This is a genomic window from Roseburia sp. OM04-10BH (genome assembly GCF_003462605.1).
Taxonomy (GTDB): domain Bacteria; phylum Bacillota; class Clostridia; order Lachnospirales; family Lachnospiraceae; genus Roseburia_C; species Roseburia_C amylophila.
The window spans coordinates 63,362-75,939 of the sequence record NZ_QTZI01000014.1; the positions used below are offsets into that span (position 1 = coordinate 63,362).

Below are 12,578 nucleotides of genomic sequence, written 5' to 3' on the forward strand. Positions count from 1 at the left end.
TGCTACTTCGTCAGTTTCTCTATCATCTGAACCAGTACTGCTACCTTCTGGTTCACTTCCAGACTGTCTCCGAATTCCTCCATAGCTTCTTCCATGGCATTTTTCAGAAAATAACTGGTGCTGTCATCCTCTGCTTCATAGAATTTCTTTACCTTTTTTCCATCACTTCCGGTAAATTCTATCATCTGCCTGCTGCCGGACTCACTCTGTTCCATTCCGATGTGTTCAATCTCTGCCTTTAACCGGGCAAGCTCTTCTTCATACTGCTTCAAGGACTCATCCCGCCAGTCTTCCATATAAATATCAAGGACTGCCTTGGAAAGATGTTCTACAATTTCCTGTTCATTGTGGGTCTGCATTCTGGATAAATAGCCCATCAATGCCGTCACCTGATTGCTGGCCAGAAAACTCTTTGCCGCCTTCCCCTGTTCCTCATACCATGCCTTTAAAACGCCAGAAAGACTGTCTTCTTTTGCTGCGCCATAGATTTTCTTTGTGACCTCTATTGCCTGCTCATTTTTCTTAAAAAGGAAGGTATCTAAATATTCTTTTCCCTCTTTGATTTGCCGTGTCGTTTCCTTTAAATTCTTTTTCTCTACCAGTCCCGGAAGCTGTTCAAACAGCATTTCCCTTGGGTTCGGCTCCATATTTTTAAGAATCTTACGAAGCCCCTTGATAAATACATAAGCTTCCTCATCCATGCCTTCCGGGCAGGTCTGAAAGGAAACAGCAATCTGCGGCAGACTTCTGTACCACCGTTGCATTGCTCGTACCAGTTCATAAAGCCGGTTTCGTTTTCCAATACTCTGATAGGTATCCTGTCCGCAAAAAATTTCTTCTAACTGCTTAATATACTTCTCTTTATTTACCGTTTCCTTTTCCACATAGAGGCTGTAATTCTCCGGATGTTCTTCTATGTTGTCAAATATTTCCGGCGTAATCTCCACCTCACGCTCCTGCAAAAGAATGACCGGTGTATCCTCAAGTTCCGCAATCTGCCTTGCGATATAAATTGGAATGATACCTTCTCTTACTCCATAGCCTTTTCCGGAAAGACTTTCATAAAGTTCGGAAAAACTGTGTTTTTTCCCGGCACAGCGGTTGATATATTCCATGATTTCCTGTAATACCTGCTGGCTTCCCTCTTCTGCTCTTCCTTCATCCAGTACCCGTAAGGTTGCCCGGTAAATGGTTGCTTCTGCCGCCGAACCGTTCTCCCACTGCGCCATTTCTTTTCCATTTAAAACAGCATCTACAATGGTTCTTCTGGCACGTTTTGTCTGGGACGACACCTTTCTGCGGTTAATCATTTCATTATTAATTTTCGGAGTCAGATTATAATATTCCTCACAGATTCTACTGAGCGTACGATTAAATTCACCTACTGATTTACTCTTGTTCCGGGATACAATTCCACATAATACTGTGCAGTTTCCATTTTCCGGAAGATAACGCTTTTCTAATGCCGCATTGATTTCATAAATCAAATCTTCTTCATATAGCTGCAATTCCTGCTGCAATACTGCATTTTCTTCTAAAAATGTCTTATCTTCTTTTAACTGCCGAACTGCTATCAGACGCCGGATATTTTCTTCTTCCATTAACGGTTCTCGCGGAATGAGGACTACGATTCGCTCGTCCTTTAACTCCTTCAGATGCTGCTGGACTTTTTCCATATCTGTTGTCTTATCTGCATCCGTCAATGCGATAATCTTTCCGTCTGCGGGTTTCTCTTCAAAAAGATATTCTGCCTTCTTTAATGCAAGAAACTGCTCTAACTTTTTATATTCATAATGAAAATATCTGGTCATGGTGAATTCCTGATTATACTGCTTTGGCAGGACATAATCTAATTCTGCAATTTCACCTAACACTTTTTCGATATTTACTTTTTTCTGTTTCTGTATTTCTTCCTGAATCTTTTTTTCGATATCTACACCGACATTATTTTTAAAATCATAAGAAGCAGTCCGGTTTCTCCACTGTATTAATTGTGCTTCTTTTAACTGTTCTAATTTTTCTTTTACAATTCCATATTCCAGTCCGCTTGCCAGATAGATGCTTTCATCGTTTACCGGAAGTTCTTCTTCATTTCCCATCATCTTAAGCAATGCCATTACTTTGATAATGTTTTTTTCTTCCTCATACTCTGCCTTTCCAAGGGCATACTCTGCTTTCAGCCATTCCGCATGAATATGGATAAGGTCTGTATTTTCCCGGAATAATCTGGAAAAATAATCATAAACGACTGCCGCACCGATTCCATGGGCTTCCTTTTCATCTTCTTCAATCAGGCGTACCAGTGAACCCGGCTCATTATTTGCAAGAAACGTAAACACGCTGCGTTCATTCTGTGCCACTTTTTCGCTGACTCCTAATAACAGATAAACGGTAAGCGGCAGCAAAGGAAAACAGCCTTCCTTTACTACTGTGTCATACTCTTCCTGTTCAAAAAGTGCAGAAATGCAAGGCAGTTGATAGGTATCTTCTAACACCTTTTTCCACTCTGCATTTTTTGCTGCCACACGTCTGCATTCCTCTATATCCTTATGAATGGCGTCCATCACCAGTTCAAAATTATTCTTCGCAGATACTACGAACCGGACTTCTTTTAATCTTCCTTCTACTCCATCAAAAGCATCCTTTATATTTTTTGATAACTGATGTCCATATTCCTTAATACTCTTGTGGGCAACACATACGATATGAATTTCCTCTTTGCCGGAATTTGCCAGCTCACACATGTCCTGCAATACCTTCATATCTCTTGCAAAGGTTGCCTCTTCATGACCTTCCACATATTTGCTGAACTCATCGAATACAAGGAAAATGCCTGCATAACCGTATTTTTCACATAAAATACGATTGATGCCCTCATAGACCTTCATGGTTTCAATATTTACAATCGGCTGGAACTGGCTGCCGGAAGTCACTTTCGGATAAATTTCCCGGAATGCTTCTAAGGCATCTTCCTGCATTTTATCCATCTGTTTTCTCCACTGCTCAATGGAGCGACCATGCTCTGAATGCATCAGTTCTGCAAACTTCTGATAAGTCTTGGGATAATTTTCCATCCAGTTATCCGCTGCCTTTTCTGCTTCCTTATAATAGCTGTCCGGAACAATGTCGCTAAGTCCTGCATACTGCAATGCTTCTGTCAGTCCTAAGACGAAGGCATCCGAAAGATTCATAATTGAGCTGGATACAATAACCGGAAGGAATTTTTTCTTCTGATTCTTATACTGCTCTATCAATTCTGCTGTTTCTGCATCTAATTTGCTGATTCTTTGAACCAGGTCATTTACCTTTTCATTTTCCGGTGCAGAAAGAATCTGCAACAATACCAGCAGTAAATGTGATTTTCCTTTTCCATAAGGTCCAATCAGAATCGTTGCTTTTTCCTTTTCCTGTCCCATTACTGATTTCAGATATTTTTGCAGAATTAATAAAGATGATTTGGTTGGAATATAACTTTCCAGCTTGGTATCATCCTGCAAATCCAGTTGTAAATTTATGGAATTTTGAAATCTTTTATCTATCTCAACGAAATCTTTCAGTCTCTTCATCTTCATCGTTCCCTTTATTTTTCATAATATAGTTCCGCAACTTCATACGGTCCCCATTTTTTCTCTTCGTTTTTGTATACCATATCCAGCCCCGCCGTCCGGTTCAGCCGGATATAGCCATAGTTATCCAGTTTATCCAGATATTCATTCAATGCAGCCCGTTTTAGCTGCAGGACTTTTCCCGGACCTTTTGCATCCTCCAAAAGGCTTGCAATACTGATGCTATTCGTTTTATTTTCTTCCCACATCTTTTCGATAAGATACCAGACTGCAAATGGGCTGAGCCGTTTTAAATTCGGCTGGCTCTTCCGGTATTTCCCACCATCCAGCTTTAATAATCCAAGGTGTGCAAAAGGACTGATGCTCTTATCCTCCGGGTCGTAATCCTCCACATGATCCCTGCTATACATCCGGAGTATGGCACTGCAATCATCTGCCAGCGAACGTCTTGGTATCTCTGTCCGTCCCGTTTCCACTGCATATTCCCGCATCATATAATCTTCCAGTTCTGTTCTTGTAAATTCTTCTGCCTGCAGCGTATTAAAGAAAAGATACCAGCTTGTAACTGCCTCGGCATTTGTCACCAGATTCATATGTACCAGCCAATAGGAAAAATCATCCTCAAAATACGGGTCCTTCTGATATACTAATTGACCAAGTAATTCCAGTTTTACGGCTGCCCTGTTTTCAGTTTTTCCAATGAATCCGGCCGACTGCATCCAGTAACGGATTGCCTTTGCCATATTGGTTCCGACTCCCAAAGCATCTGCCCCGGAGTTTTTACTGAATACCGTTCCATCCTTTTCTGCTGCTGCCAGTCCCTTTGTCAGCCAGCCTTCCCGCAATATAAATGTCTCATGACCTTTCAGTCGAATCTTTTTTATCATTGCTCCCATTCTTCTTACTCTTCCCTTTTTCCTCGTTTTGTTGCCAGCACTTTTCTGATGTAACAGCCACCTACATAATGGTTGACACACTCTCCACAGCGGACACATTTTTCATCCAAAATATGATAGGAAATACTCCCATCCTTTTCATCCCGGATAACAATCGCATTGTGTTTACAGATACTTTCACAGGCCTTACAGCCCATGCAGAGCTGATATTTGGTCAGCTGGCATTTTATCTTATCTTCCGCTGTTTCCAGATTTTTTGCTCCATCCAGATGCATATCATAAATTGTCACCTTCAGAGTAGTCTTACCAATCCGTCCCTGCAATTTGATTCTTGGATTGCCATTTTTTGTGGTAATAAACACTTCTCCCAAACGCTCATTTCCAAGATTCTTATTGATATATCCAAACGGTCGGAATAGCTCATATAATTCTTCTGAAATCGGCCGCTGCAATTCATAATTAAAGCTGTTTTCTTCCAATACACAGGGTTTAAATGACACCACTGCTTTATTGGCATATTCCACACCATTGCCGCCCTGTCTGGCTTTCCATTTGCCATCCCGAATATAACTTTCTGCATCCGGCTTGCCAATCCGCCTTGCAAAATCAACCAATAATTCCTGCCAGTGCTTTGACTGCTCCGGCATATAAATTCTTGATAAAAATTCTGACCAGGCACTGTTATTCGGGCAGCACCAGCAGCCTACTCTGGTATAACCCCAGCGATATGCGTCATTGAAATCTGTCTTTGTAGTCAGAAGATACAGCCAGATATCAAAGTCCATCCAGTCAATAATCGGCGAAATCGTAATCTGCTTCGTAATCTTCGAGCCTTCTGTCTCCCGCTCATATTTGCTTCTGCTGGCAGACTCACTTCTCCGGATTCCATAGAATGTAATTATTTTATCTTTATCACCAAACAACGCTTTTATCTTCCGCTGGATTGCTCCCGTTTTAAAAATAGTACAGCACCAGCGCATGACACGGCTTGGCGGTCCCATCAGTTCACACAGTTCTTCAAAATTCTTTTCTTTATTTCTCGATGACAGAACCGGTGTCTTCGGATGCTCTTTCTTAAACCGCTCCACATAGTGCATGGTTTCCGGAAATTCCAATGTAGTATCCCCGAAAATATGAAGTATCTTCGGTTCTGATAACGCCCGCATTACAAGACTGGATACCACCGTGGAATCCTTTCCACCGGAAAAAGAGACAAACATATCCTGAATCTTATAATTCTTCGTGCTCTCTCTGATATAACCGGTCGCTTCTGTGGTTATCTCTTCATAACGCTCCCGGTTCTCCTCTAAGAATCTTTTTATATAGGAATCAAAATACTGATAGGTATTCTGTTCTCTCAAATCCTCATACTGCTTACGCACTTCTTCTGCGTCTACTTCTATTAAATCTTTTACAGAAAAGTCAATTCGTTTGCCATTGACATAATATTTATTTCCGGAGCCGTTCCATACCGAATCTTTTAAAAATGCAAATGGCTTTTTCAGCAAAATTTCTAACAGCAATCTTTCCTCCGGAAATACCGGGCGGATATCCGATACCATTCTCCTTGGCTTACTGCCACAGGAACATTTTTTCTGATATAAAGGAATGTTACAGGTATCACACCAGTAAATGTCGGATTTTTCCAGTTCCGCCCGTTCCTTGCATACCGGACAGACGCTGGTCTGTGTTATGATATTATCTTTCGTGCATCGATATCTTTGCATTTAACTCACCATTTCTTCAATTCTTCCGGTTTCACATTCAAATAGGAACACAATTCCAGAAACTCTGTTGCGTTCAGGCTTTCTTTTGCTCCCACCTGCAGTTTATCCTCCGAAATGGCGGTATCCCGTGCAACCTGTGTTACGGATAAATGATTATCTGCTATGTATATTGCTAATTTTTCTGTTATTGTCTTTGCCATTTTTCTTTCTCTCTTTAAAAGATTCCAACTCATAATATTCTCTGACTCCGGGAATATTTTCTTATAAATAGCATTATATTCTTTCTTAAAGAGAATATCAACATTCATTTTTCCTGTTATCCGAGAATTGTTTGACGTTCAAAATATGTTAGTTTATGATTAAAAAAGAGGTGAAAAAATGAAAAATGCAAACATCGCAAAAGTATTAAAAGAATATCGCAAACGCAACCAGCTTTCCGTAACGGATGTCTCCATCCAGTTAAGTGAGAAATCTGTCCCGGTAGCGCCAAAAACCATTTATGGCTGGGAAAGCGGTCAGACCCAGCCGGATGCCGATACGCTTTTGCTCTTATGCGAAATATATAAAATCAATGACATTCTTGGAACTTTCGGTTATGACGATTCCGAAAAAATTATTCTGACCAGACATGAAAAAGAATTGATTCTACAATACCGGAAGCACCCGGAAATGCAGGAAGCAATACAGAAATTATTGAATTTATCTTAAAAGTGGTATCTTCCGACAGCAAAAAAATCCCGGATAGCTGATAAAAATGAGATGTTCCTCAAATTATCAGCTATCCGGGATTTTCTATCCCAGTGCCACATCCAATATCATCATCAGCAGAAATCCTACTGAAAACCATATGGTTGCAATATTCGAATGGCTGCCTGTGGATGCCTCCGGCAGCAATTCCTCGATTACCACATAAATCATGGCGCCTGCTGCAAACGATAACAGATACGGCAGAATCGGAATCACTATGGATGCTGCTGCAATGGTTATAATTGCAGCTATCGGCTCTACAATGCCGGACAATGCACCGTAAAGAAATGCTTTTCCTTTTCCGGTTCCTTCACTGCGAAGTGGCAAGGATATAATTGCACCCTCCGGAAAATTCTGTATGGCAATACCGATTGCCAGGGCAAGTGCTCCTGTCAAAGTAATATTTCCGCTGCCCATCAGAAATCCTGCGAATACTACACCCACTGCCATCCCTTCCGGAATATTATGTAAGGTAACTGCTAGTACCAGCATGGTTGTTTTTTTTAGGTGTGCTTTAATTCCCTCCGGCTCATCACTGTTTAAATGTAAATGCGGAATAATCCTATCCAAAATCAGCAAAAATGCAATTCCAAGGGCAAATCCAACTGCTGCCGGAATAAATGACAACCTTCCCATTTCTTCTGACATTTCCAAAGACGGAATCAATAGCGACCATACCGACGCTGCCACCATGACTCCGGATGCAAATCCCAGCAGGGATTTCTGCACCAGCGGCTTCAACTCCCCAGTCATAAACAGCACACAGGCCGCCCCTAAAAATGTTCCTACAAACGGAATCCAGATATATATTCCAATCATATAAAACCTCCTTTCACACTTGCTATTCTAAAGCAGCATTTCATTATCTTCTTATAAAATTCTTCTCTCATATAGAATTTATCTCATAAAGTTTCTACTCCAGCGTAAGATTCAAGTACCCATTCTTTACCTCATCACAGCCGGTTATCATGCCAAAATCTTTTTTCTGATAGCCCTGTTCTTTTTTATCATTTCCGACTCGTTCTTCTCTTTCAACTGCCGCCAGAGATTTTCTGACTCTGACCGGAACTTTTATCCGAAGACGCTTTAATACCGCCAGCAAATCCTGCTCTGATAAAGTTGTTTCCAATACTTCGATTGCATTTTCCTCTTCCCGGAATAATAAAAGATCCTCTCTGCCATGATGCTGCACTTTATAAGCATAACCATCTGCATAGTCATTTTCCAGCAACGCATAAGTAATTGCATCCTTATCCCAGCGGATATAACCATTTTCCATAAAATAAGCATCCCGAAGCTGCACATACTCATCCGGTGTCACTGTAAGCAGCCAGTATTCCTGCTGCCCTTTTTCTTCCCCTTTTGCTTCTGCAATTTCATCTGGAAGAATAGTTCGCTCTGCTACGCAAAATGCCATACGGAATCCCAGCATCTCATAATAGTATATGAGGCTTTCGCTGGCTGGTTCTAAGACAATCGGTGTCTGAAAATGCTGTTTTCCTTTTTCTAACAGCATTTTTGCATAGCCCCTGTCCCGGTATTCCGGCAGGGTTGCTACTGCATAAGCATAATGTACCGGTATCTCGCCTTCCCCGGTCACAAGATACGCCTTAAGAAATGTTGTCATTGCCACAGGCTTCTTATCTTCCATACACACCAGCATATTTTCTTCCGTAAACCGGTGCGTGAAATAGAATTCCATATAGTCCTCTTCATCCCCGAAGCACCGATGCCAAATCTCTTTTATCTGTGGAATCATCTCTTTTGTTGCAAACCGTATTTCCATCTTAAATCTCCCGTGCAGTATAATTTTTCAGCAAAATATCAGGACAATAGGATAATTTTGCCTTTCGCAGTCCTTCATCCCCAGCATCATCTTCTCGGTTTACATAACTATACTCCTGACAATTATGCATTACAAACTGCTGGTTAATCATTGGATAAGCACCCTGTATTTCCGGAAATGCTTTTTCAAAATGCACGACATAAGTATCGGAATTTAATCGTTCTCCTATGGTAAATGCTACGATTTCTCCAGCCTTACGCAATATGCCGCCCTCTAAATGCAACTCATCAAAATATTTCATTGCCTGATTCAGGGCACACTGCTCATCACTCATATCCTCATTCCACTTGCAGGCTCTCCGGTCGCACCACTTAAGATTCATATCATAGCATTCCTGCTTATTTTCCGCTGTCATTGGCTCATAACTCCAATCCTCGTCATCTTTAAATCTTGCAATGTGATTTCGTTTGCCATGAAGCTTCTTTCCTGCCAGACTGGTCAGCTTATCCACTGTATAAATATAATCAAAGCTGTCCCTGTTTTCTTCGATCTGAAAAATACCGGAAAAATACGTTTCTAAAAACTCCCGGTCTGCCTCCTCAATACTTTCAATATAGAGCTTGCTGTTATCTTCTTTTGCATGTGTAAGGAGCTGCATAATTGCTGCCTTCTTATCTCCGGCTCCAATTGGGAATGCATAACAGTCTTCCCCTTCTGCATCGAATTTTATCACGCAGCAGCCGCAGACTTCTGCCACTTCCACTTTATATATCACAGACCAGATAAAGTTATTTGCAAAACTGTATTCGCAGCCCTGCCGGTTATCTTCCCTGAGCTTTTCACTCATCCAGTCTCTGTCATCTATGGTTATTGATCTAAATTCTATCATATCATCTTCCTCATTCTCTTTTCTTCTTCAATTATTATACCCCAGATTGTCAAATTCTGCTCCTGCCATAAACTACTTGAAACATATTTTCAAGTTTATCGTAACAAAGAATGTGCCTTGGCACATTCTCGTGCCTGCGGCGGTCGCTTGCGACATCTACCTTATACGCCGCAGTGTGCATCCTCGCGGAGCGTTTTTTACTTTACAGGAAAGCAATTTCCTGTAAAGCAAAAAAAGATTCCCTATTGCCCCTTTCCATCGGTTATGACAATAGCGAACCTTCTCCTTAAATCATGCTATTCCAATATATATTTTACTGTTCTTTACCACCCTGCAATAAATTTTCTGCTTCCTCTTCCGGCAATGCAAAAATATCCATCAGATTATTTTTTATTTCAGTTTCTGATATGTTCTTAGCTTTCATTCCGCTTACATACTGATTCAGCAGTTCTAATTTTCCTTCTTCTTTTGCCTCTTCTCTATCTTCAATCCAATCCGACTGTCTTTGCATATACTCTTTCCTCCATTTCTGGTTATCACGGACCCGCTGAACTTCCCGGTCCAGTCGATGCACAAAGTCTGTTTCTATTGTTTTCTTGGACAAGTATTCCAAAAATGCTTTCATCTCTGCGCTGACATCGTTCTGCCGCCCCACTGCGCTCAAAAAGATTTTCCCTGTTCCGTCCCCCAGTTCCAGATTCAAATCCTGTATGCACCGGTTCTCAAAGGAATAAATATGTCTGCCCGCATCAAATGGATCAAAGGTGCAGATAAATATTACATAACTTTTATTTAAGCTCTGATATTCGATTCCCTTATCTGTCTCGTCAATATCTATGATTCCCTGATAATAACGGCTTCGTTTCGGAAGATGCTTTTTCTTTCCTGTCTGCATCTCAATATCATAAATCGTCTGATTCTCATCCGCAGCATACACATCCATACGCACACTTTTGGCATTTGCTGCCACATCCAGAGTTTTCTGCTCCTCCAGATATACAATATCCGCAATCGGAAAGCCCATAATCAGTTCCAGCAATTCCTTGCAAAGAGCCTTGTTCTGCATCACCTTTGCAAACATGAAATCATCGGAAAGTTCCAGTTCCTCATAGCTTTTACATTTTCTTGCCATACACAATAGTTCTCCTTTCATTATAGTAAAAGAGTCCCGACTTGACAACCCAAACCAGTTCGTTTGTTCCAACTCTTTTACCGTCTCTTTTTTACTTTTCATCCTGTTTCTTGGAAATTTTGGCGAAAATGCCAATGAATCTGGGAAATATTCCCGCTCTACGAAATCAAAGCAAATGATTTGCTTTCGATACTGCCATCATACCTGCCACTTCTTAATAAGTCAATATGCCCTTCTGTTATTTCAGAAAAATTTTATAACTGCAAAACCTGCCACTGGCATCTTCTTGCGGATGCCTGGCAACTTAAACTACGAGAAACACGCTTTGCGAGTTTCTCGAGTTATCGCGGTGCTCGCCAAATCTGCATGCAAGCATGCGATTTTTCTCGCTACTCGCGTAAACAAAAAAAAGAAGATTTCTCTGCCTCATTCACAGAAAAATCTCCTTTTCCATCATCTTTTCGATATAGAAAAATCACTCTTTTTCTTTAATCATCTTAAACATCTGAACACGATTTCTGATACCCAGCTTCCGATAGATATTTAAGATATGCTTCTTTAATGTATTTACGCTTATGGACAATTCTTCACAGATGGTATGATTATCCTTTCCCTGCATCAGAAGCTGCAGTATCGTATGCTCCCGCTTTGTCAGTTCATATTTCTCTGTTACTTCTGTTATCGTTAGTTTCTCTGCCCTTTCATCCTTTTGCTGTCCGTCCTTATATAACCGGAATGCCAGATGGTCTTTCAACATGTCCAGAATAAAAATGTCATCATACTGGAAATTATCTTTTCCGATTGTCCGGTAAAAAGTGACAACGCCTAAAAATTCTTTATTTCTTCCCAATATCATCTGGATTGCATAATGCCAGTTATTTGGCCGGTACACCTTCTGATAATATTCTGTCTGTACCCTTTTTTCATCCGATATCATATCTGTTTCCCGGTACACCAGACTCTTTCCGCTATATACAATTCCGCGATTCGAATTCATTTCATCATACATCGGGGATTCATCATCACAATTATAAGTGACCGGTCTTACCAGATGCCTGCTCTCCTGGCTGTCTGCGAGAAAAAAATCTGCACTGTCAAAATCCAGCACCATCTTCATCTGCTCTAAAAACTGCTCCCGCATAATATCTGCATCTTCCGTCGTATAAATCTTATAAATAATACTATTTAAAATCATCCAGTCATTTGTCTCTAATGTTTTCAATCAATCACCCTCTTTAAGTATTTTTCAGATGTAAAAAGAGGGCATATTCTTTCGAATATACCCTCTTTGGTCTAAAACCATTATATTTTATGGCATTTTAAATTGCAAGTATTATTTTATTTTTATTCATGAAAGATTACATTGCGGTACTTATTCAGTACCCGGAGTAATACACTGCCTAAAATCACACAAGTGATAACTTCTCCGATTCCGACAGTAAGTGCATTAAATGGAATCGACCAGTCAACGCCTTTATATTCTGTAATAAAGCCATAACCATAGCGTAATACAAAAGGTACAATCACCATATTTGCAATAACCGGCGGCCATGTACATGCGAATTTATGCTTTCTTAATGCATAAGTTCCAAACGCTCCAATCAAAGTTGCAATGCTTCCGCACACAACATCCACCGGAATCCCGCCTGTCAGCATATTTGCCAGAAAACATCCCAGCCATAATCCCGGAATTGCTGCAGTCGTAAATACTGGCAGAATACATAATGCTTCTGAAATACGCACCTGAATCGTACCGGATGCCAGTCCTGCAATACTGGGTTATAGGACAAAACGTGTTGATGGCTAATCCCATTCTGTAAAAGATTTATCCATCT

10 protein-coding genes and 1 pseudogene are annotated in these 12,578 nt (G+C 40.7%); 1 reads left to right on the forward strand and 10 read right to left on the reverse strand.

What is annotated here, in order from left to right:
- Positions 1-2 precede the first annotated feature (2 nt).
- Genes DXB43_RS13070 through DXB43_RS13085 form a run of 4 tightly spaced genes read right to left on the reverse strand, consistent with a single transcriptional unit; the run spans position 3 to position 6,497 of the window.
- The gene (locus tag DXB43_RS13070) at positions 3-3,566 is read right to left on the reverse strand and encodes a hypothetical protein (protein ID WP_117947770.1); all 3,564 of its coding nucleotides are present in this window, start codon (positions 3,564-3,566) and stop codon (positions 3-5) included.
- Positions 3,567-3,580: 14 nt separating this feature from the next.
- Positions 3,581-4,462: a DUF4007 family protein gene (locus DXB43_RS13075; protein ID WP_158564725.1), complete on the reverse strand. Its 882-nt coding sequence runs from the start codon at positions 4,460-4,462 to the stop codon at positions 3,581-3,583.
- Between the two features lie 5 nt (positions 4,463-4,467).
- Positions 4,468-6,189 carry a phosphoadenosine phosphosulfate reductase domain-containing protein gene (locus tag DXB43_RS13080; protein WP_117947772.1) on the reverse strand — a complete coding sequence of 574 codons (1,722 nt, stop codon included), beginning with the start codon at positions 6,187-6,189 and terminating at the stop codon, positions 4,468-4,470.
- Between the two features lie 5 nt (positions 6,190-6,194).
- Positions 6,195-6,497, reverse strand: a complete 303-nt coding sequence (locus DXB43_RS13085) for a helix-turn-helix domain-containing protein (protein WP_117698001.1) — start codon at positions 6,495-6,497, stop codon at positions 6,195-6,197.
- 70 nt (positions 6,498-6,567) lie between these two features.
- Between DXB43_RS13085 and DXB43_RS13090 the strand changes: the two genes are divergently transcribed.
- A complete protein-coding gene (locus tag DXB43_RS13090; RefSeq protein WP_117698000.1) occupies positions 6,568-6,897 on the forward strand; it encodes a helix-turn-helix domain-containing protein in 330 nt (109 codons plus the stop codon).
- 84 nt (positions 6,898-6,981) lie between these two features.
- Here DXB43_RS13090 and DXB43_RS13095 read toward each other — a convergent pair whose 3' ends face one another.
- The 6 genes and pseudogenes from DXB43_RS13095 to DXB43_RS13120 form a co-directional block, all read right to left on the reverse strand.
- Positions 6,982-7,755 carry a ZIP family metal transporter gene (locus tag DXB43_RS13095; RefSeq protein WP_117947773.1) on the reverse strand — a complete coding sequence of 258 codons (774 nt, stop codon included), beginning with the start codon at positions 7,753-7,755 and terminating at the stop codon, positions 6,982-6,984.
- A 94-nt stretch (positions 7,756-7,849) separates the two neighbouring features.
- Positions 7,850-8,722, reverse strand: a complete 873-nt coding sequence (locus DXB43_RS13100) for a GNAT family N-acetyltransferase (RefSeq protein WP_117947774.1) — start codon at positions 8,720-8,722, stop codon at positions 7,850-7,852.
- A 1-nt stretch (position 8,723) separates the two neighbouring features.
- A complete protein-coding gene (locus DXB43_RS13105) occupies positions 8,724-9,611 on the reverse strand; it encodes a DUF2156 domain-containing protein (RefSeq protein ID WP_117947775.1) in 888 nt (295 codons plus the stop codon).
- 313 nt (positions 9,612-9,924) lie between these two features.
- Positions 9,925-10,743 carry an Rpn family recombination-promoting nuclease/putative transposase gene (locus DXB43_RS13110; protein ID WP_158564726.1) on the reverse strand — a complete coding sequence of 273 codons (819 nt, stop codon included), beginning with the start codon at positions 10,741-10,743 and terminating at the stop codon, positions 9,925-9,927.
- 475 nt (positions 10,744-11,218) lie between these two features.
- Complete coding sequence (locus DXB43_RS13115; RefSeq protein ID WP_117697996.1) at positions 11,219-11,965, reverse strand: helix-turn-helix domain-containing protein; 747 nt, start codon at positions 11,963-11,965, stop codon at positions 11,219-11,221.
- Between the two features lie 122 nt (positions 11,966-12,087).
- A pseudogene (locus DXB43_RS13120) lies at positions 12,088-12,519 on the reverse strand (QueT transporter family protein); the annotation flags it as partial.
- Positions 12,520-12,578: the final 59 nt, after the last annotated feature.

Coding starts and splice junctions, on each gene's coding strand:
- DXB43_RS13070 (WP_117947770.1), bottom strand. CDS start 3,566: ATGAAGAGACTGAAAGATTTCGTTGAGATAGATAAAAGATTTCAAAAT.
- DXB43_RS13075 (WP_158564725.1), bottom strand. CDS start 4,462: ATGGGAGCAATGATAAAAAAGATTCGACTGAAAGGTCATGAGACATTT.
- DXB43_RS13080 (WP_117947772.1), bottom strand. CDS start 6,189: ATGCAAAGATATCGATGCACGAAAGATAATATCATAACACAGACCAGC.
- DXB43_RS13085 (WP_117698001.1), bottom strand. CDS start 6,497: ATGAATGTTGATATTCTCTTTAAGAAAGAATATAATGCTATTTATAAG.
- DXB43_RS13090 (WP_117698000.1), top strand. CDS start 6,568: ATGAAAAATGCAAACATCGCAAAAGTATTAAAAGAATATCGCAAACGC.
- DXB43_RS13095 (WP_117947773.1), bottom strand. CDS start 7,755: ATGATTGGAATATATATCTGGATTCCGTTTGTAGGAACATTTTTAGGG.
- DXB43_RS13100 (WP_117947774.1), bottom strand. CDS start 8,722: ATGGAAATACGGTTTGCAACAAAAGAGATGATTCCACAGATAAAAGAG.
- DXB43_RS13105 (WP_117947775.1), bottom strand. CDS start 9,611: ATGATAGAATTTAGATCAATAACCATAGATGACAGAGACTGGATGAGT.
- DXB43_RS13110 (WP_158564726.1), bottom strand. CDS start 10,743: ATGGCAAGAAAATGTAAAAGCTATGAGGAACTGGAACTTTCCGATGAT.